Origin of the sequence: Echinicola rosea (assembly GCF_005281475.1) — a bacterium.
GTDB lineage: Bacteria > Bacteroidota > Bacteroidia > Cytophagales > Cyclobacteriaceae > Echinicola > Echinicola rosea.
The window spans coordinates 985,715-1,005,534 of the sequence record NZ_CP040106.1 but is presented as its reverse complement, the minus strand read 5'-3'; the positions used below and the strand labels follow the sequence as shown (position 1 = coordinate 1,005,534).

At 44.1% G+C, this 19,820-nt stretch carries 20 protein-coding genes and 1 pseudogene; 15 read left to right on the top strand and 6 right to left on the bottom strand.

The features are described 5' to 3' along the window. Nucleotides 1-132: 132 nt before the first annotated feature. Nucleotides 133-4,632: a glutamate synthase large subunit gene (gltB, locus tag FDP09_RS04195; RefSeq protein WP_137401453.1), complete on the top strand. Its 4,500-nt coding sequence runs from the start codon at nucleotides 133-135 to the stop codon at nucleotides 4,630-4,632. A gap of 1 nt (nucleotide 4,633) precedes the next feature. After that, nucleotides 4,634-6,115, top strand: coding sequence for a glutamate synthase subunit beta (locus tag FDP09_RS04190; protein WP_137401452.1), 1,482 nt, complete (start codon nucleotides 4,634-4,636; stop codon nucleotides 6,113-6,115). A gap of 238 nt (nucleotides 6,116-6,353) precedes the next feature. On the opposite strand, the gene FDP09_RS04185 is transcribed toward FDP09_RS04190, so the two are convergent. The 3 genes from FDP09_RS04185 to FDP09_RS04175 all read right to left on the bottom strand — a co-directional run bounded on the left by FDP09_RS04185 (nucleotide 6,354) and on the right by FDP09_RS04175 (nucleotide 7,856). Beyond that, nucleotides 6,354-6,566 carry a DUF1348 family protein gene (locus FDP09_RS04185; protein ID WP_229683393.1) on the bottom strand — a complete coding sequence of 71 codons (213 nt, stop codon included), beginning with the start codon at nucleotides 6,564-6,566 and terminating at the stop codon, nucleotides 6,354-6,356. Nucleotides 6,567-6,689: 123 nt separating this feature from the next. Beyond that, a complete protein-coding gene (locus tag FDP09_RS04180) occupies nucleotides 6,690-7,295 on the bottom strand; it encodes a TIGR04282 family arsenosugar biosynthesis glycosyltransferase (protein WP_137401450.1) in 606 nt (201 codons plus the stop codon). A gap of 156 nt (nucleotides 7,296-7,451) precedes the next feature. Further along, nucleotides 7,452-7,856 carry a DUF4890 domain-containing protein gene (locus FDP09_RS04175; RefSeq protein ID WP_137401449.1) on the bottom strand — a complete coding sequence of 135 codons (405 nt, stop codon included), beginning with the start codon at nucleotides 7,854-7,856 and terminating at the stop codon, nucleotides 7,452-7,454. A 346-nt stretch (nucleotides 7,857-8,202) separates the two neighbouring features. Between FDP09_RS04175 and FDP09_RS04170 the strand changes: the two genes are divergently transcribed. Both FDP09_RS04170 and FDP09_RS23680 read left to right on the top strand, forming a co-directional pair. Further along, nucleotides 8,203-8,700 (top strand): CPBP family glutamic-type intramembrane protease, encoded by a 498-nt coding sequence (locus FDP09_RS04170; RefSeq protein ID WP_308421136.1) that lies wholly within the window; start codon nucleotides 8,203-8,205, stop codon nucleotides 8,698-8,700. 315 nt (nucleotides 8,701-9,015) lie between these two features. Continuing rightward, nucleotides 9,016-9,177, top strand: a complete 162-nt coding sequence (locus FDP09_RS23680; protein WP_187328791.1) for a hypothetical protein — start codon at nucleotides 9,016-9,018, stop codon at nucleotides 9,175-9,177. Nucleotides 9,178-9,237: 60 nt separating this feature from the next. Here the strand turns inward: FDP09_RS23680 and FDP09_RS24405 are convergent. Further along, nucleotides 9,238-9,345 (bottom strand): annotated as a pseudogene (locus FDP09_RS24405) (IS982 family transposase); the annotation flags it as partial. 297 nt (nucleotides 9,346-9,642) lie between these two features. Here FDP09_RS24405 and FDP09_RS04160 point away from each other — a divergent pair. Together FDP09_RS04160 and FDP09_RS04155 are read left to right on the top strand one after the other, a co-directional pair. Further along, nucleotides 9,643-10,068, top strand: coding sequence for a CPBP family glutamic-type intramembrane protease (locus FDP09_RS04160; protein WP_187328790.1), 426 nt, complete (start codon nucleotides 9,643-9,645; stop codon nucleotides 10,066-10,068). Nucleotides 10,069-10,222: 154 nt separating this feature from the next. Then, nucleotides 10,223-10,669 carry a gamma-glutamylcyclotransferase family protein gene (locus FDP09_RS04155; RefSeq protein WP_137401446.1) on the top strand — a complete coding sequence of 149 codons (447 nt, stop codon included), beginning with the start codon at nucleotides 10,223-10,225 and terminating at the stop codon, nucleotides 10,667-10,669. A gap of 326 nt (nucleotides 10,670-10,995) precedes the next feature. Here the strand turns inward: FDP09_RS04155 and FDP09_RS04150 are convergent, their stop codons facing one another. Beyond that, nucleotides 10,996-12,336, bottom strand: a complete 1,341-nt coding sequence (locus FDP09_RS04150) for an NAD(P)/FAD-dependent oxidoreductase (RefSeq protein WP_137401445.1) — start codon at nucleotides 12,334-12,336, stop codon at nucleotides 10,996-10,998. A 609-nt stretch (nucleotides 12,337-12,945) separates the two neighbouring features. Between FDP09_RS04150 and FDP09_RS04145 the strand changes: the two genes are divergently transcribed. From FDP09_RS04145 to FDP09_RS04125, 5 genes are all read left to right on the top strand, one after another. Beyond that, entirely contained in the window at nucleotides 12,946-13,227 is a 282-nt protein-coding gene (locus FDP09_RS04145) for a hypothetical protein (protein WP_137401444.1), read from the top strand. 296 nt (nucleotides 13,228-13,523) lie between these two features. Then, complete coding sequence (locus FDP09_RS04140; protein ID WP_137401443.1) at nucleotides 13,524-14,231, top strand: YebC/PmpR family DNA-binding transcriptional regulator; 708 nt, start codon at nucleotides 13,524-13,526, stop codon at nucleotides 14,229-14,231. 63 nt (nucleotides 14,232-14,294) lie between these two features. Further along, nucleotides 14,295-14,879 (top strand): inosine/xanthosine triphosphatase, encoded by a 585-nt coding sequence (gene yjjX / locus FDP09_RS04135; protein ID WP_137401442.1) that lies wholly within the window; start codon nucleotides 14,295-14,297, stop codon nucleotides 14,877-14,879. A gap of 97 nt (nucleotides 14,880-14,976) precedes the next feature. Continuing rightward, on the top strand, nucleotides 14,977-15,291 hold the full coding sequence (locus tag FDP09_RS04130; protein ID WP_137401441.1) for a thioredoxin family protein: 315 nt from the start codon (nucleotides 14,977-14,979) through the stop codon (nucleotides 15,289-15,291). Beyond that, nucleotides 15,272-15,529: a DUF6952 family protein gene (locus FDP09_RS04125; RefSeq protein ID WP_137401440.1), complete on the top strand. Its 258-nt coding sequence runs from the start codon at nucleotides 15,272-15,274 to the stop codon at nucleotides 15,527-15,529. The genes FDP09_RS04130 and FDP09_RS04125 overlap by 20 nt, the downstream gene beginning before the upstream one ends. Before the next feature lie 86 nt (nucleotides 15,530-15,615). On the opposite strand, the gene FDP09_RS04120 is transcribed toward FDP09_RS04125, so the two are convergent. Then, the gene (locus tag FDP09_RS04120) at nucleotides 15,616-16,221 is read right to left on the bottom strand and encodes a nitroreductase family protein (RefSeq protein ID WP_137401439.1); all 606 of its coding nucleotides are present in this window, start codon (nucleotides 16,219-16,221) and stop codon (nucleotides 15,616-15,618) included. A gap of 244 nt (nucleotides 16,222-16,465) precedes the next feature. Between FDP09_RS04120 and FDP09_RS04115 the strand changes: the two genes are divergently transcribed. The 4 genes from FDP09_RS04115 to FDP09_RS04100 all read left to right on the top strand — a co-directional run bounded on the left by FDP09_RS04115 (nucleotide 16,466) and on the right by FDP09_RS04100 (nucleotide 19,812). Further along, nucleotides 16,466-16,903, top strand: a complete 438-nt coding sequence (locus FDP09_RS04115; protein WP_137401438.1) for a VOC family protein — start codon at nucleotides 16,466-16,468, stop codon at nucleotides 16,901-16,903. 60 nt (nucleotides 16,904-16,963) lie between these two features. Further along, a complete protein-coding gene (locus tag FDP09_RS04110) occupies nucleotides 16,964-17,944 on the top strand; it encodes a hypothetical protein (RefSeq protein ID WP_137401437.1) in 981 nt (326 codons plus the stop codon). A gap of 101 nt (nucleotides 17,945-18,045) precedes the next feature. Continuing rightward, complete coding sequence (locus tag FDP09_RS04105) at nucleotides 18,046-19,371, top strand: MutS-related protein (protein WP_137401436.1); 1,326 nt, start codon at nucleotides 18,046-18,048, stop codon at nucleotides 19,369-19,371. A 99-nt stretch (nucleotides 19,372-19,470) separates the two neighbouring features. Continuing rightward, a complete protein-coding gene (locus FDP09_RS04100) occupies nucleotides 19,471-19,812 on the top strand; it encodes a TfoX/Sxy family protein (protein WP_137401435.1) in 342 nt (113 codons plus the stop codon). Nucleotides 19,813-19,820 lie beyond the last annotated feature (8 nt).

Genomic DNA, 19,820 nt, shown 5'->3' with positions numbered 1-19,820 from the left:
TTTAAAAATCAAGGGGCAATTTGGTTATTAATGCATTTTTTTTGTTCTTTTGTTGCCGAGATTTTAAAAAAAGAAAAATTCTTTGTAATTTATTCAATCGAATTTACAAACCTATATTAAATAACACTAACTATGAATGAAGGATTATACCGTTCACAGTTTGAGCATGACGCCTGTGGGATTGGCGCCGTGATCAATGTGAAGGGCGTGAAAAGCCATGAGACGATCAGCGATGCGCTATTTATGCTGAGCAATATGGAGCACAGAGGAGGAAGAGGCAGTGATCCTAAGACCGGTGATGGAGCGGGCGTGTTGATACAAGTACCCCACGATTTTCTAAAGATAGTAACCCATCGTGCCGGCTTTGAGCTGCCTGAGGAAGGAAGCTATGGCGTAGGCATGACATTTTTCCCTAAAAACAAGCAGCTACATAAAAAGTCAAAAGCATTGCTCAACAAAATCCTTGAAGAAATGGATTTTGAGCTTATCGGTTACAGAACAGTGCCTGTAGATGAAACCGTTCCGGGTTCTGGTGCATTGGAAGTAATGCCGAATATCGAACAGCTATTTGTAAGGCATAAGGATGGGCTGGTAGGAGCAGCACTGGAGCGCAAGATTTATGTGTTGAGAAATTATGCTACCAAGGCCATTAACTCCACCATCCCGGGAGTAAACATGTCCTTTTATTTTGCCAGTTTCAGCTCCAGGACCATTATTTATAAAGGTCAGCTGAGAACGGACCAGGTGTTGCCTTTCTATAAGGATCTCCAAAATAATAAAATCACCTCCGCGTTGGCATTGGTTCACTCTAGGTTTTCTACCAATACCTTTCCTAACTGGAGGCTCGCACAGCCATTCCGGTACCTATCGCACAATGGTGAGATCAATACCATCCGCGGTAACCTGAACAAGATGCGCTCCAAGGAGTATTTGATGAAGTCTTCGTTGTTTACCGAGGAGGAGCTGGATAAGCTGATGCCAGTCACCAATTCCACCTATTCGGATTCAGCCAACTTGGATGCGATGGTAGAGCTGCTGACCTTGAGTGGCCGTTCTCTGCCACACGTGATGATGATGCTGGTACCGGAAGCATGGCAAGACAACAAAGCCATGAACAAGGCCAAAAAAGCATTCTACAAATTCCATGCAGCCTTGATGGAGCCTTGGGATGGTCCTGCGGCCCTCCTGTTTACCGATGGGAAGTCACTGGGCGCTACCCTTGACCGAAATGGACTGCGGCCGTTGCGCTACTTCACCACCAGTGATGATCGCTTGATCCTGTCTTCGGAGGCTGGTGCTTTGCCGATCCGTGAAGCTACCGTCACCGAAAAGGGACGTATCAGTCCGGGCAGGATGATCCTTGCGGACCTCGAAAAAGGAAAGGTGATGTTTGATGAAGAGGTGAAGGCGGAAGTTTGCGAAAATAAACCATACGATGCTTGGGTAAGAAAAGAGCGACTGAAGCTAAGGCTGATGCCTACGCCGAAAAAGCTCTCCCAGCCATACAATACACAAAACATCAAGCAGCGGCAGTCTGTATTTGGCTTTACCACCGAGGACGTAAACACGATCCTCGCGCCAATGGGAGATACCGCTTATGAGCCTTTGGGCTCCATGGGTGCCGATACGCCTCCTGCTGTGCTTTCCAAGCAGAGCCAGCACATATCCAACTACTTTAAGCAGCTATTTGCGCAGGTGAGTAACCCGCCGATCGACCCCATCAGGGAGCGACTGGTGATGTCACTCTTTACCAGATTGGGCGAGAGCTATAATATCCTTGAAGAAAGCTCGCTTCATACCCGCCAGATCCACATTTCGCAGCCTGTATTGCTAAATGAGGACCTGGAGAAAATCAAGCATCTGGAAAGCAAGGGCTACAGGGCCAAAACGCTTTATGCACACTTCGTGGCAGACCATAAGCCGGGAAGAATGTTGGAGGCCCTTGACAAGCTTTGCCAAGATGCCGTGGATGCCATCAACGATGACTATAACATCCTGATCATATCTGATAGAAACACTTATGAAGGCATTGCTCCGATACCTTCCCTGCTGGCTGTGGGTGCTGTGCACCACCACTTGGTCAATACCAAGATGAGGACCAAAGCCGGTCTGGTTGTCGAAGCTGGTGATATCAAAGAAACTCATCACTTTGCGACAGTGATCGGTTATGGCGCGAGTGCCATTAACCCATATCTGGCCCTGGAATCGCTGGTGCACCTGAATGAAACCGAACAGCTTTCCAAAGTTTACGAGCAGGAACAACTCTTCGAAAATTACCAAACGGCCATTGGCAAGGGCTTGCTAAAAGTACTCTCCAAAATGGGTATCAGTACACTGCAATCTTACCAAAGTGCCCAGATTTTCGAAGCCGTAGGGTTGGGACCAGAGGTAATCGAAAGATGCTTTAAAGGAACCATTAGCCGCATCAGTGGGGTTTCCTTTGACGAGCTTGCCGAGGAAGTGCTTACCCGTCACAATGCCGCATATGGCTATGAGGGACCGAGACTGGAAACAGGTGGTGTTTACCAATGGAAGCGAAGAGGTGAGAAACACCTTTTCAATCCAGAAACCATCCACTTGCTCCAAAAATCCACGGCCAATAATGACTACGGACTTTATAAGAAGTTTGCCGAAAAGATAAATAATCAAACCAAGGATGCCCTGACCATCAGGGGATTATTTGAGTTTAAGAAGCGGATATCCATTCCAGTGGAGGAAGTAGAACCTGTAGAAAGCATCATGAAGCGCTTTGCGACCGGAGCGATGTCTTTTGGTTCGATCTCGCACGAAGCCCACTCGACCTTGGCCATTGCCATGAACAGAATCGGTGGTAAGTCCAACAGTGGAGAGGGTGGTGAAGACGAAATCCGTTTTGAGGTAAAAGAAAATGGCGATTGGGAACGCTCAGCGATCAAGCAGGTAGCTTCGGGTAGATTTGGTGTAACCAGTAACTACCTGACCAATGCCGAGGAACTACAGATCAAAATGGCCCAAGGAGCCAAGCCTGGCGAAGGCGGACAGCTACCCGGCCATAAAGTGGACGACTGGATCGGCCGTGTAAGGCACTCCACTCCTGGGGTAGGCCTTATCTCCCCTCCACCGCACCACGATATTTACTCTATTGAGGATTTGGCGCAGCTTATTTATGACCTGAAAAATGCCAACAGAAAGGCTCGTATCAATGTGAAGCTTGTTTCCCAAGCAGGCGTGGGCACCGTAGCCGCAGGTGTGGCCAAAGCCCAATCTGATGTCATCCTGATTTCAGGTGCTGACGGTGGTACAGGAGCGTCTCCGTTGAGTTCGATCAGGCACGCTGGTCTTCCTTGGGAACTTGGCCTGGCAGAAGCACACCAAACATTGGTAAAAAATAACCTTCGAAGCCGTGTGACCCTTCAGACGGATGGTCAGGTGAGAACAGGTCGTGACTTGGCCATAGCCGCCATGCTCGGTGCTGAAGAGTGGGGCATCTCCACTGCTGCACTGGTGGTAGAAGGCTGTATCATGATGAGAAAATGCCATCTGAACACCTGCCCAGTGGGTATTGCGACGCAAAACCCTGAGCTGAGAAAGCTCTTTACCGGTAACCCTGACCACGTAGTGAACTTCTTCAGATTCCTTGCGGAGGACTTGAGAGAAATCATGGCATCGCTTGGATTCAGAACGGTCAATGAGATGGTAGGCCAGTCCAATGTTCTGAAGTCCACCGGCCACCTGAATCACTGGAAGTGGGATAAGCTTGACCTAAGCCCAATATTCCACATGGTGGAAGTTCCGGAGCACGTAGGGATCCACAAGCAGATCGACCAGGATTTCAAATTGAAAAAAGTACTGGACAGAAAACTGATCAAAGCGGCACTTCCTGCATTGGAACAAGCCAATTCGGTAAAAGAAAAATTCCAGATCAAAAATATCGACCGCTCGGTAGGCGCCATGCTCTCCAATGAGATCTCCAAGATCTACGGAAGCCCTGGCTTGCCGGACGATACCATCCACTATAAGTTCAACGGTTCTGCAGGACAGAGCTTCGGACTGTTCCTGGCCCAAGGGGTAACCTTTGAGCTGGAAGGCGAAGCCAATGACTACTTCGGAAAAGGACTTTCCGGCGGTCAATTGGTCATCTACCCTAGCCGTAATGCCAACTTCAAGGCAGAAGACAACATCATCATCGGTAATGTGGCCTTCTATGGTGCCACTTCCGGAAATGCCTACATCAACGGTAAAGGTGGAGAACGTTTCTGTGTAAGAAACTCTGGTGTCAAAACAGTGGTCGAAGGAATCGGAGATCACGGTTGTGAGTACATGACCGGTGGCCAAGTCATCATCCTTGGCGAAATCGGAAGAAACTTCGCAGCAGGTATGAGTGGCGGTGTGGCTTACTTATTCAAGGAAAATGTGAAACAGATCAACCAAGAAATGGTCGATCTTGATCCACTTTCTGAGGAAGATTTTGCGATCATCAAGAAGGAACTTGAACTTCATCACAAGTACACCAATAGTAGTGCTGCAGCAAAATTCATTGAAAACTGGGACACTGAGAAGGAGAAATTCATCAAGGTATTCCCTAGGGATTACAAAGCTGTACTACAAAAGAGAGCTGAAAAACAAGAAGAACAATCAAAAACGTTAGTGTAAGATGGGTGCGAAAGACGGATTTCTAAAATATAAAAGAGAACTAGAATCAGACAGAGACCGAAACGAAAGGGTCAAAGATTATAACGATATACATATTCCAATCAAGCCTGAAACGCTGAATAACCAAGCGGCCAGGTGCATGGACTGCGGCATTCCTTTTTGTCACCAAGGGTGCCCGCTGGGCAATATCATTCCAGAATTTAACGATGCTGTTTACCGCAAAGAGTGGGGCGAGGCATGGGACATTCTGAGAAGTACCAATAACTTCCCTGAGTTTACGGGAAGAATTTGCCCGGCACCATGTGAGGCAAGTTGTGTATTGGGGATCAACAAAGATCCTGTGGCGATCGAACTGATCGAGAAAAATATTGCTGAAAAGGCATATGAACATGATTTGGCCAAGCCATTGGTTCCTGAAGCCAGAACGGGTAAAACCGTAGCTGTGGTAGGCGCGGGCCCTGCCGGAATGGCGGCTGCCGACCAGCTTAACCAAGCTGGCCATGAGGTAACCCTGTATGAGAAAGACCAAAAAGTAGGCGGACTGCTCAGGTATGGTATCCCGGATTTCAAAATGGAAAAATGGGTAATCGACCGCAGGGTGAAGCTGATGGAAGAGGAAGGGGTAAACTTTGCCACCGGAACCGAGATCGGCAAAACCATTACAGCTGATGAGATTCTAGGCAAATTTGACGCAGTGGTGCTTTCCACTGGTGCCCAAGAGCCCCGAGACCTGAAAATCAAAGGCCGGGAGTTTAACGGAGTCCATTTTGCTATGGAATTCCTTGGTGAACAAAACCGTGTCGTCAGTGGCGAAAGAAAGGATGATAATCCTATCAGCGCCAAAGACAAACATGTCATTGTGATCGGTGGTGGTGACACGGGGAGTGACTGTATCGGTACCTCTAACCGCCACGGGGCGGCTTCCGTGACACAGCTGGAGCTATTGCCAAAGCCTCCACAGCAACGTGCACAGCTTAATCCATGGCCGGAATGGCCCATGACTCTAAAAACCACCACTTCGCATGAAGAGGGTGCCGAAAGGGTTTGGTCCGTATTGACCAAGGAGTTTACCAAAGACGATAAGGGCAATGTCAAGGGGCTTGTATTGGTGGACATCGAATGGAAAGAAGAAAACGGCAGAATGCAGTTTGTGGAAGTAGAAGGTACCGAAAGGACCGTTCCATGCGATCTTGCCCTGTTGGCCATTGGCTATACTGGACCAAAGCAAAACGGAATGCTGGAAGCTTTTGGCGTAGAAGCCATGGAGAACAGCCTTCCAAAATCCAAGGAATATCAAAGTACCAATAACAAAGTATTCTTGGCAGGCGATATGAGAAGAGGCCAATCACTAGTGGTCTGGGCCATTTCCGAAGGTCGTGAAGCAGCCGTGAAAGTGGATGAGTTCCTGATGGGCAAGTCCAACCTTCCACGCAAAGATAAATCGTTCTTTGAGAACGTAGAAGACGCTGAATTCTGTGAATAACAGTAGTTTAGTTTATTTAACATAAGTTTGTTAATTCGATGAAAAGCTCTCCGCCTTGGCGGAGGGCTTTTTTCATTTTCACAGGACCGGTTCCAGACGCCAGACTTAAGCAAGGCTTTCGACTTTTATCATTTTATGGACCGCCAAGTCTCCTGAAATAAGCCAGGAATTGTAAATCCCCGATATCAACACTGCTGGGCGCCCCTTCCTGCACAGTTTGATCAAGAAAAGCCAAGGATCACAACCTCCGATCAGCTTGATCTATAGGTAGATCATTGATGCTGGCATAGCGCTTTTTCATAAAGCCCCGTTCATCAAATTCCCAATTTTCATTTCCGTATGCCCGGTACCACTGACCGGTTTGGTCATGGTACATCTCACCTATAAACTTCAGGGCTTTTGTTATGTAAATTGGCTTTTCTCGTTTAGGAAAAAAATCAGCGCAAATCATAAGCATCTGTATTGTCAGCTTTCTATCAGTCCCCAACTTTTCCGCTTTATCCAATAAACTGCGCACAAAAAAAGGTGTGGCCTAAAACCACACCTTGAAGGTAATACCTCTCATGTTTTATCGCTACTGAATATTTAGAAGACCCTTTAAGCTTTTCAGGTCCTCATATTGTTCTACTTCATAAAGTACGGGAAGTTTATGCATTTCCAGTTCCCTTTCCTTGGCTTCTTGGGCCAATTCACTGATGAGGCTGTCTGATTTCCAATCATTGTGATCAAACACTTTATCATGTACTTGGGTCATTCCCAGCAGGTAAATAGTCCCGTCATGGGCAGGTCCCACCACCAGATCCTGATAGCTCAGTGCCTCAAAAGCCTCGTCCAGTATATCATTGGAGAGCTCCATGGTGCCGGCTACGCGAAGAAAAAGTGCCTTTTCATATCCTTTGCCAAGGACATCGGCAAATGCCCGCTGCATTCGCTCACCCAAAAGCCCTTTTCCTTGAAGGCCAAGGTGGTATTGGTCATTAAGGAGGTAATCTTCATCTACCTCATCAAGGAAGTAAACAAACACATCCGCTGGGTAATCCCTCACCAATTCGTGGGTATGGCGAAGCAAATATTCATACACTTCGACTGCCTTCTCACTACCGATGACCTCACCAAGCCTTGTTTTTACCTTGCCGGGCACCGGATTTTCTTGAAAAATTATTATTGCATGTTCTTTCATAGTAATAACTGTTATATTCGGGTAATCAATATTAAACAGATTTTTTGACATTAAGGTTATCAAAACCACTGCCAAAACAAAAAAAAGAAGACCAAATCTGGTCTTCTTTACATTAATTAACAGATACTATCGTTATTTGACAGAAATAGGTGAAAATCATAACCCCTCTTTCTGTCTCCTGTGATCCTTTTCCCTACGGTCACGCATGCGCTCCATGGATGCTTTACGGTATTCCTTCCACTTTTCCATTTGATCTGGGGTAAGGATTTCCGCTAAGTCTTGATCATGCTTTTCCTGGTCTGCCTTCATCTTTTTAAGCATTTTCTGACGCGCTTCCTTGGACTCCTGCATGGCTTCCGTACGTTCTTTTGTGGTTTGGAGGTTAAGGTCATAGACTTCTCTTTGCTGTGCCTCATTCAGCGAAAGTTCCTCGGTCATTTTTTCGGTAATGCGTTCGGCCATTTTGTCCGGCGACAGGTCTTTTCTACCTTTTCGCTGCTGGGCATCTGCGGCCAATACAGTCAATGTCATCAGGGCAATTGCAAATAATAGCTTTTTCATGGTTTTTATGTTTTGTTTATAACCCTTTGATCCCCAAGATCCGGTTAGGTTTAATCCTTATCAAAAATTTGTACAAAAATGCGTATGCCTGCGTAGGTATATTTTTGCCAGGAAAGCAAGAATGGGATATCTTGTTTATGAAGCGTAAAAGTCTTAAGGTCAATTGATATGGGGACAATTTTAAAAGGGAACCTATTCAAAAAATGAAAACCATTTATAAATTCAAACAATTTCTGATCCTACCCCAAAAGGCCGAAAAGTACACCACTTTACCTGCCAGTGATTTATACTTCTGCTTTTACTGAAAATTGTACTTATAGCACCTATCCTTTTTATAGGTCATTTATTGGGCTTTGATGAACTTGGTCATGCCTTTGAGAAGTTGTTTAAAGAAAGGAAATTACTCTTAATTATCATGGGGATTGTCGTGGCCCCACTTTTTGAAGAAACAATTTTTAGGCTTCACCTCGACCTTAAGAAGCCGTATATTTGGTGGGGATTGGGACTGTCATTGCTGATCGTTATCTCCGATTGGTTTGTAGGCTTGGCGCTTATGATCTATTTGCTTTATCTTTTGATCATGCTTCATGAAAAATCTCCGCCCAACCTGAAGATGGTCGTTTATATCTCGGCAGCCTTCTTTGCATTGATTCATCTGGGCAATTATACCAAGTTTGATATTCTGAGCCACTTTTACCTGATCCCTTTTCTAGTGGGAAGTCAGTTTGTCGGCGGACTTATCCTAAGTTACATTCGGCTAAACCATGGGATAAAATGGTCTATCCTGTACCATGGTGTATTTAATGCTGTACTCATTATCCCGATGTTATTTATGGAAGTTTAGTGGCATTACAAATGCCTCTTCCAGAAAGTCCGCTTTGCAAATGCGGACTTTTGATATCCAGTCGAATGTGAATACCCTAAAAGCAAAACTGAATAACCAACCATAAATGACGAGTTAAAAGCCGCCAAAAGAAAAATCAGGCGCTAAAAAACGTAGGTAACCATACTAACTATTTTTGCAGCAATGGTCGTGATCATTATGATCTATAACTATTGGCTGGCATAAACTGTTATGGATACATTGGAATTAAAAGAAAGTAGATACTGCTATTCAAAATTTCCAATAGTCACAACTAAATAATTAAATCTAAAGCAGATGAAAAGTATAAATCTCAAAGAATTATCATTAAAGGAAGAAAGAAAAATAAATGGAGGAGATGATTTCTCTAGAATGGTTGCATATTATTTTGGACGTGCTGTAAGGGCGTTCCATGATGCACACGAAAATACAACATTCACAATGATGACCATGAACTGATATCCGTTCATAGTGGGTTCGTCATCTATGTTTTCCTTTTATATAAACCTGAGTTTGATTTTAAAACAGAGCTATTTGGTTAGTTTGGACTGTTTGGTATTTGATTGCGGGCTTTTTAGGGAAGAATGAGTAGGCAATGAGTCCGGAAATCATGTTGGTGATGAAATTCCTTTGCAAAGGTTGATTGCGGTGCTAGAGAGGGCGCTATGGATTTTAAATTAGGTATTGGAACAATGGAGGGTAGAATGAGTATTAGAAATACTAATTCTTAACGTAAATAAAGTATAGTGCGCAGCCTAAATCAACAGAAATTTAGGCTGCTTTTCTTAAATAACATCTAATCATTTCAAATCACTCATGATGAGCAGGTTGAAAGGGTTCCGTCCCATTCTTCACTACATTTATCACTTTTCCCTTAGTGGAAAGAGATCGTTGGTGCTAACGGCTTTTTGCCTTTTTGAAATCATGTTTACATTTACTTTATCTGTTCTCATAAGCTCTATTGCCGGAGATGAGATAACGGAAATCGGGTATCTGGAAGGTCAAACACTAAGTTATATTTTTATGATGACTGTATTGTTTGCCCCCTTGCTTGAAACATTAATTTTCCAGCTAGCTATCATCGAAATTACCCTGTTTGTTTTTAATAGATTTAGTTTTCCTAAAAGGACATCTTTCGCCATTGCCCTGTCATCCATCCTGTTTGGATTGTCACATTGGTATAACATCTATTACGTAGGATTTACTGTTTTGGCAGGGATCTCATATGCTGTCTTTTACTTAATCGCCAGAAGTCGGAAAGATATGAATGGATATATCACCGCTACTGTTGTGCATGCTTTCTCAAACCTGTTTGGTTTCATAGTCGACGACTTATTACAGCTAATGTAGCTTCAATTTGTAATATTCACTGTAAATACTTACCTCCTTTATTCCCATTCGAAATTACCTGTTTAGATCTTTAGTCAACCCAAAATGATATCACCTGCCTCACCATGGACATCTCCATTTTTTTCACTAGCTTCATTGAAAACAGCTCTCTGATATGTCCACACGTCTGTACTTTGGCTATGCCAGCAATTTGGATCAGCTCACCCTTGTCGAAAGGCTGCACCACCCTCCCACACTCATAGGAATCGGCATGCTCCCCCGTTACGGTTTTCGCTTTAACCACCCTAACCCCGATGGGTCTGCACGCGCCAATATCGTCCACAGCCCAAATGAAAATGTGTATGGTGCCGTCTATGAAATTGCCGAAGCCGACGTTTCGCATTTTTTGAATTCAGAAAAAACCTATGATTTTACAGCAGTAAGTGTCCAAACTAAAAATGGAGAAGTCGGAGCTTTTACCTTTATTTCATCCCAAAACGTATCCAATATCTTTCCCGATCAGGCCTATTATGACACCATCATCCGTGGTGGAAAAGCCCTGAAACTACCCAATACCTATCTTACCAGCATTATGAATAGATTGCCAAATGAATTGATATAAAACAACAATGAACTGTTATTTTTTTGAGATGAATCAACGATAAGAAGAGAATATTTATTGTATAAACAGCATGTTTTTTTGGTGTTTGGACCTTTATGAGTCGGAGCCGCAATGTCTTTTAGTGCTGGGGCAGAGACCCAGCACAACATTCGGTATCGTGGGATAAAGCCCTAGTACAACGCAGATGGTTTTTGATTTGCGGATTATAAATCCGAAGTATTTGACATCCAGATTGCAAATCTGGATGAGCGAGGTGAGCGAAACTATTCTTGCTACTCGAAACTCCATTTTCCCATTTCTAATGTCTCAAGTCTCAATACTTCCCTCTAATCGTGCTTTTCTTCCACCAGCTCTTCTTGCTCTTTGGGCTTTACATACCGGGGACGGATGAGCAGTCGCAAGGCCGGATCAAAGGACAGGTAATTCCAAGCCCAATCCATAAAGATCAAAATCCTGTTCTTCACGCCCACGATGGCCATAAGGTGTACAAACAACCACGTGATCCAAGCCGTAAAGCCCTGAAACTTGATAAATGGCAAATCCACCACGGCCAATTTTCTACCCACAGTAGCCATCGACCCTAGGTCCTTGTACTTGAATTTTTTCATGGAGCGGTTATCGGCCACGGCTTTCAGGTTGTGGGCCAAGTTATCGGCTTGCTGGATAGCTACTTGGGCCACTTGGGGATGACCTTTGGGATAGTCATCATCGGTGAGCACACAGAGGTCGCCGATGACATAGATGCCCTCTGCACCTTTCAATTTATTATACTGATCCACGATCAATCGGCCATTTCGGATCATCTGGTCTTCGCGAAGGCCTTTGATATGGTTTGGCTTTACCCCTGCTGCCCATAGAAGCGTTTTGGTATCCAAGCTTTCATGGTCTTTGATCTTGATGGTCAGGCCATCGTAGTCCTCCACGGCGGCATTGACCATGATCTCCACTCCAAGCTTATCCAAATAGACAACAGCCTTTTCACTGGACTGTTTGGACATTCCTGCCAAAAGTTTTGGACCGGCCTCAGCCAGCACCACACGCATATTTTTGAAGTTGAGCTCGGGATAGTCTTTTGGGAAGACATTGTTTCTTAGCTCCGCAATGGCCCCTGCCAATTCTACGCCGGTAGGCCCACCTCCTACGATCACCACGTTCATCAGCGCTTTCCGCTGCTCCACGTCTTCGATATTGATCGCCTTTTCGTAGTTGGAAATAATCCTGTTCCTAACATATAAAGCTTCGGATACGGTCTTCATCGGCGTACCGTATTCCATGATATTCTGGATGCCAAAATAATTGGTGTCAGCTCCCATGGCCAGCACCAGTTGATCAAAATCTACATACCCGACATTGGTGTACAGCCGCTTTCGGTCTTGGTCTATTTCCAACGCCTCTGCCATACGGAACGACACATTGGGAGTGTGGTGAAAAACCCTACGCAAAGGAAAGGATATTGCGCTAGGCTCCAAGGAAGCGGTGGCCACTTGGTAGAATAATGGCTGAAACTGGTGATAATTGTTTTTGTCCAGAAGGATAACCTGATAATCGGATTTTACCATCTTTCGCGCTAGCTTGAGGCCTGCAAAACCGCCTCCGAGAATGACCAGCTTTGGTCTGTTCGAAACGGGTAGGTTGGGAATCGGATGTTTTGCGGTTACATTGTCCATAGCTTTCATGGTTTAGATGTAAGATCAGATATAAAAGGTTATTTCAGCGGGGCGGTACAAATATAAAAACACCTTTGATGAAAAGCACTTTTTTAAGTTTTAATTTATAAATAAAATGAAATATTATGGCTAATTTTTTTATTAATTGACAATAAACGCATTAATTCATTGATTATTTGTTATTAAAATAAGCTAAACATTAACTGTTAACATATTCCCGTTTTGCTAGATCAGTTTGATTTTACCGCCTTTAACCAGTAGCCTGTGTGACTGCTAATACAATACGATTTTCATAGCAAATAGTTGATAGACATGCGGATAAAGTTAGCTTGATAATAATTGTACAGGCGCAGAGATTCCGCGCAATCCAGGGATTCTTTGACTTGTGCTTTCGGGTCTCACGTTTCACCTCCTGTCTAAAGCTAAGCAGGCCTATCTAAAGCCAGGTAAACCTTCTTTAGCTTCCAACATTCTTTTTGGGCAGCATTTCGTCAAACAAGCCTTCCTTCTTGCCCGCCCGCTTTTTAATTTCTTAACGCCCAATACTTGCAAGGCGGATTCAGTTAATAAGTCCCAAAAAGGTTTCGCTTCCTTATTACGGCCCTTGGTATGCCTGTTTTCCAGCCGGTGGTGGAGGCCGTTAAGAAAGGGAGTTGGCTCGCGTCGTGGAACAGCGAGACCCACTCGCTTTTAGGCCGTAGCCATCGGGTGGAAATTAAAATGGGTGACGGATCTCGGTCGCAGGGTAAATCTATGTCCCATTTTAAAGGGCAGACCACCGGCCTAGATTTTTTTCTTTCTTTTTTCATCAATGGAAAAAAGGAAAAGGATAAAATCCACCAGGATGATCAGGTTTCCCCAGCCAAAGTCAATCAAAAAAAGGACTTTTAGGTATATGAAAAGAAGGAAATCCCCTTAACTAAACGACATTGCCCGCTTTATGCATTAGCCTATCTATTGCGAGCTGATCCGCCGCGGCGGACAAAATCAGTTGCTTCGCTGCTGTTTTCGGTCTCACCATAGCGATGCTGTGATTCAATATCCAAACAGTCTGATTTTCTTGTATTTTCGGCTCTCATTACGATTCCTAATGCATAAAACGGGTTCAAAATGTGATTTGGTAGTGCACAAATGATGGGGCAATTCAAAAGATTTGTTATTTTTACGCACCTGAAAAGTAAATATATATGGGAAGAGCATTCGAATTTAGAAAAGAAAGAAAATTCAAGCGCTGGAGCAAGATGTCCAAGGTCTTTACCCGACTGGGCAAGGAGATCGTCACGGCAGTAAAAGTGGGAGGACCAGATCCGGACAGTAATCCCAAGCTGAGGACGGTCATGCAGAACGCAAAGGGTGCTGCCATGCCAAAAGACCGGATCGAAGCAGCCATCAAGCGTGCCAGTAATAAAGATCAGAGCAATTATGAAGAAGTGGTGTATGAGGGCTATGCTCCCCACGGAATCGCCATTCTCGTCGAAGCCTCAACAGACAATATCAATAGGACCGTGGCCAATGTAAGGCATTACTTTACCAAGGGCGGTGGTTCTTTGGGTACATCTGGTTCGGTGAGCTTTATGTTTGACCACAAAGCTGTTTTCCGCTTTCCAAAAGGAGAACACGACATGGAAGAGTTGGAGTTGGAATTGATCGATTTTGGCTTGGAGGATATTGATGAAAATGAGGGGGAAATCTTTATCTATACAGAATTTGAAGATTTTGGTAACATGCAGAAGGCCTTGGAAGACAAGAATATCGAGGTCACCAGTGCAGACTTTCAGCGGTTTCCAACCACCACTGTCGAACTCACGGAAGAACAGGAAGAAGAAGTAAATAAGATGATCGAGCGAATGGAGGAAGACGACGATGTCAATAACGTCTATCATAACATCGCTTAAGAAAGCACCAATCCAGGCCTTTGGAAAAGCTCCAAAGGCTTTTTTATTTTTATATAAACAAATATGGCATTTCCAAAAAGAAAAAATATCCAGCCAGACAGGGAGCGGGAAAGAGAGCTCCTTGTGGTCGTAGGCAGTAAAAACCCCGTTAAAGTCCAATGTACAGAAAATGGTTTTCAGCGGGCATTTGGAGAACGCCGTTTTATTGTGGAAGGGTTGAACATCAATTCGGAAGTCAGTGATCAACCTATTGGGGATGAAGAAACCTATCGTGGAGCGTATAATAGGGCAAAAAATGCCAAGAATACTTTCCCAGAAGCCGACTATTGGATAGGAATAGAAGGTGGGGTGGAAGAATTGGATGCTGAAATGACGGCATATGCGTGGGTGGTGATTATGGATAGAAACGGTAAAGTAGGAAAGTCCAAAACGGCTACCTTTATCCTTCCCGAGGCTATTGGCACGCTGATTAGTGGTGGGATGGAGTTGGGAGAGGCAGATGATAAAGTTTTTGATCGGGAAAATTCCAAGCAAGGGAATGGCGCCGTGGGGATGCTTACCAATGGAACAATCGACCGTAAAGAATATTACGAGCAAGCAGTGATATTGGCTTTGATCCCTTTTATCAGTGATAAACTCTATAAATAAAACCGATGACTGATAGTTATTTTCAATTGGATTCAGAAAACTATAGACATTACCTTTGTGTTAGCAATTAAGAAAAACAGCTAAATCAAAAAAAGATATGTTACAAGAATTAGAACAAGACAACCTTAAAGAAATCATTGCTGACAATGATAAAGTAATTGTGCAGTATGGAGCCACTTGGTGCGGTAACTGCAGGATTATGAAGCCAAAAATGAAGCGTTTATCGGGGGATTATGAAGGGATTACCTTTTTGTATGTGGATGCTGAAAAGCTTCCAGAATCCCGCAAACTGGCAGAAGTGAACAACCTGCCAACTTTCGCATCTTTTAAAGGTGGTGAACTTGTAAACCAAACTCAAACGAACAAAGAAGATAACCTTAAAGCACTGATAGATGAGATTGCCAATAATTAAGCATGTTCTTACCTTCATTGAGGAAAACGATGAGGATTGGGTAAATGAAACCATTGAGCTTCTGGAGAACATGACGGAAATTTCCTCCCTCAAAGACGAGGAAATCGAAGTGATGGGCGAACTTCTATCCAATCTCTACGGGACCCTTGAGGTCAATAACATGATCAAAGATGGAATGGATAAAAAAGAAGCCATGAACGCCTTTATGAAAAGGGTCATGGGATCCATTGATAAATAATATTAAAAGGCTGACCCAGAAATAACCGTCATCATGGCGGAAATCCATGGGGCAGCCTTTTTTTATTTTTTGGGAACTGTGCTGACTTACTCCCTCACCCAAGTGACTTTATCCTCAATGGGCTTTCTCCTACCTGCTGGCCATCCGTCCAAAGTAGGTTTGGCGACAAAAAAGAATCCCATAAACAAGTCGTCTTCTTCGAGTCCAAAGTAGGATTTGGTTTCTGGATAGAATGTTACGCCACCAGTGCCCCAATAAGCCGCAAGACCATGGGCACTGGCCGTGAGGTACATATTTTGGACGGCCATGGAAACCGCGGCGATTTCCTCCATATCCGGAATTCCCGCGGTAAGGTGCCTTTTCATGCCAATGGCGATCACATGGCTACATTTTAAGGGATTTTGTTGAAGTTTTTCATAAACAACTTCTTTGAAAGTGCCGTTTTTTTCAGCTGTTTCTTTATACAACTCGGACTGGAACCTGGCCAGTTCCTTTAAGCCTTCTCCACTGAAAACTGTAAATCGCCAAGGCTCCGTCAATTTGTGCGTCGGAGCCCAGTTGGCATTTTCCAGCATTTCCTGGATAACGCTGTCTTCCACGGGGTCATTTTCCTTAAACTGAGCAACAAACATCGATCGACGGTTTCTAATAATGTTGTTTACTTCTTCGATATCAAACATCGGATTCTCCATAAATAAAATTGCTAATGCCGTAATTTTTGGTGTTGAACTTGAATTTATAATTGGGACAACAAAATTACAGGATGTTAAGTTTTCTGTGATCACCGCAGGTGTAAAATCGTGTGTTGAAAATTACCAGAAATATTGATAAACAAGACATTATCACCAATTTTACTTAAAAAATATCTAGTAATTCGTGCCCAGAAATCTTATCTTCATCCATCTGAATCAAACTCATAACCTAAACTACATAACCATGCCTGCTGTAAATCCTTACCTCACTTTTCTAGGCAACTGTGAAGAAGCCTTTACCTTTTACAAGTCCGTTTTTGGTGGAGAATTCACCTATATGGGAAAGTTCTCCGATATGCCCCCACAAGAAGGTGTCACGCTTACAGAAGAAGAAAAAGACAAGGTCATGCACGTGTCCTTACCCATCGGCCCTGAGACCATATTAATGGGAAGTGATACCGGCGGAGAATGGGCCCCACCGACCGTCATTGGCAATAATGTCACCATCTCCATCACCGCCGACACCAAAGAAGATGCCGACAGGTACTTTAACCAGCTATCCGAAGGAGGGAAAGTTACCATGCCCATGGAAGATACTTTTTGGGGTGATTATTTTGGCATGTTTACCGACAAGTTTGACATCAATTGGATGATCAGCTTCAATGAAAATAGCGGTCAATAATCCCATTACCGTTTTGGCATCGTTTTATCTAGGTGGTGAATTCCTTACAGTACCATGATCATGCATAGAAAGCTAAAATTTACCTTATTGGTAAGCATAATTTTGACATTGGCCATTGCTTTTCAAAGCTGTGAGCGCAAGCAGGCTGGAAAGACCGGACAGCTTCAGGCAAAAGATACCATAGCCACCAAAAAGGATGACCAAACAGTAGTGTTTGATAGCCGGCACTTCGGGAATTATGTGGACGATGGCTATGCCCAGCGTGACAAAGGGAGCGATTGGGTAGCTGTTACTGTAAGGCCATTGGATGATTCCTTCATGAGAGTGTCCATAAGGTCCAGATCGGACAGGAAGCGGCCCACCTGCACTTTTGATACCAATGCTTCGGTGGTTGATCAGCATACGCTAAAAGCTTTCGAACAAGGAAGTACACTGCTGTTTACTTTTTCGGACAGCACCATTTCCGTGACTACTGAAAAGGAAAGCGAGGAGGGAAGCCTTTATTTCTTCTGCTCGGGAGGGGCTACCATTGCGGGAAACTATCAGAAACTAGAGGGAAATCTCGATGCTACTCAAGTGGATCCCACGGATTACACGAAAACCCTTAATCTTTCTAGTCAACTGTTTATCGTCACTGCACGGGAGGAGGCGCTGATCATCGAGTCCCCTACCTTGGAAGTGGACAAGGGACCGTATGAATCCGTCCTAACGGGCGAAGTGCTCAATGCTGAAATAGGTGACCTCAATGCAGACGGGGAGGCTGAAATTTTCATTTACAGTCGTGATGGGGAAGGCTACGGGAAAGTAGTAGGCTATTCGGTAAACAATGGCAAATCGATGAGCATGATCGCAATACCTCCCATTGCCGATTCCCAAGAAGCTAACGCTGGCTATGAAGGAGGAGATGAGTTTGCTATCGTGGAAAATAACCTGGTCAGGAGGTTTCCTTTGGCCAATGGCAAGACCAAACAGATTCAGTATAAACTAAAAGATGGAGAAGCCATGCGTCAGTTGGTGGTGGACAAGGTAATGGTATATTGACCTCCTGAGGAATTTTTGGTGCCTTTGGATACGCCGATTGATGGGGTAAACGAAACATTTAGGGAGGGGTTTTACGTAATTTAACTAAAAATTTCTTTCAAATGTCATTTGTAATTGACGATCAAACTGTTCGGGATCTTGAACTTTTTAATGACAAGCCCAACGGAAAAAGTATCTTTTCTTTTTTTAACCGCACCCAGACATTCGGTGGCAAGCTTCAGCTAAAAGGCCTGATGCAATCTCCCTTGGACACCATAGAGGAGCTTCAGGCACGAAAGAGCATTATTGGATTCTTTATGAAAAGGGGGATGCCACTTACTATCAATGCCAGCCAAATGGACTTTATCGACCATTATTTTCGCGTCACCAAAACCGTTCTGAAACACAACGCCATTGATGGTTATTTCCAGCGAAAATTTGTTCGCCAGAATAACAAAAACGACCAATACCTGATTGAGACCGGAATAGAGAAGTTGATTTTTTTATTGTTGGCTCTGAGGGCTGCATTAGGAAAATTACCCGATGTGAAGGTTCCTGTGAGTCTTCGTCCGTATTTTTCCCTTGTCCAGCGCTATCTGGACAAGCCGGAGATCAAGTCAATGCTTAAAGCGCTTGGGCCAAATCCCCGTAAAATCAAACACTATTGTTACGATTACCTTTTCCGGGAGAAGTACCTGCACGAAACCCAAGAATTGATCAAAACGGTTTACCTCTTCGATGCGTTTAATGCCGTCGCACAAACAGCAAAAAGCCACCAGCTATGCTTGGCGGACTATTCAATGGAGCCACATCCACAGCTTACCATCACCCAACTCTTTCACCCATTCCTGGAAAAGCCCGTTAGGAATTCAATCAGCACAAAAGCAGGTCAAAACATTTGTTTCCTTACCGGTCCCAATATGGCTGGAAAATCAACCTTTCTAAAATCCTTGGGGCTGGCCATTTACCTTGCACATCTGGGGTTTCCAGTTCCGGCCACCAGCATGAAGACCCCCATCTACAAGGGGCTCACCACGACGATCAATTTACCGGATGATATGGGATTGGGCTACAGCCATTTTTATTCAGAAGTAAACCGGATCAAAGATGTTGCCCTTCACATTCAGCAAAAGAAGCAGGTCTTTGTGATCTTCGACGAACTCTTCCGCGGAACCAATGTCAAAGATGCCTATGAAGCGTCAGTGGCGGTTCTAGAAGGTTTTTCCTGTATAGAGGGGAGTACTTTTTTCGTTTCTTCACATATATTGGAAGTAGCCGAAAAGCTGCGCAAAAGGGACAATATCCTCTTCAGGTACTTTGACGCCAGCCTGAAAGACCATAAGCTCCATTACACCTATCAGCTATGCGAAGGCATCTCCCATGTACGACTGGGCATGTATATTTTGGAGAAGGAAAAGGTTATTGATATTCTCCATTCACTTAAGTAACCATTGGCAAAATGTAAGGTCGGTTTATTCGATTTTGAGGAGCCTTTTTGAAAAAGCAGTGGATTTTGGTTAAATTATGTTTCACTTACGACCAGAATAATGGCTTTTAACACACTTTTGGCAAATCGTATAGAAAAACTACTTTCCCGAGCGGAACAGTCTTTTGAAACCAGAAAGATGATGGGAGGGATTTGCTTTATGGTCAATGGTAAGATGTGTATTGGAGTGCACGAAGATCGCATCATGGCCAGGGTGGGACCGGACCAATACGAAGAGGCCCTACAACAAGCTGGATCGATGGCGATGAACTTCACAGGAAAAAGTATGAAGGGCTATGTTTTTGTGGATGGTAATGTAGTGGATACAGAACCTCAGCTGGAATATTGGGTGGACAAATGCCTTATTTTTAATCCCATGGCCAAGTCCAGCAAAAGAAAGTGATTTTTTTG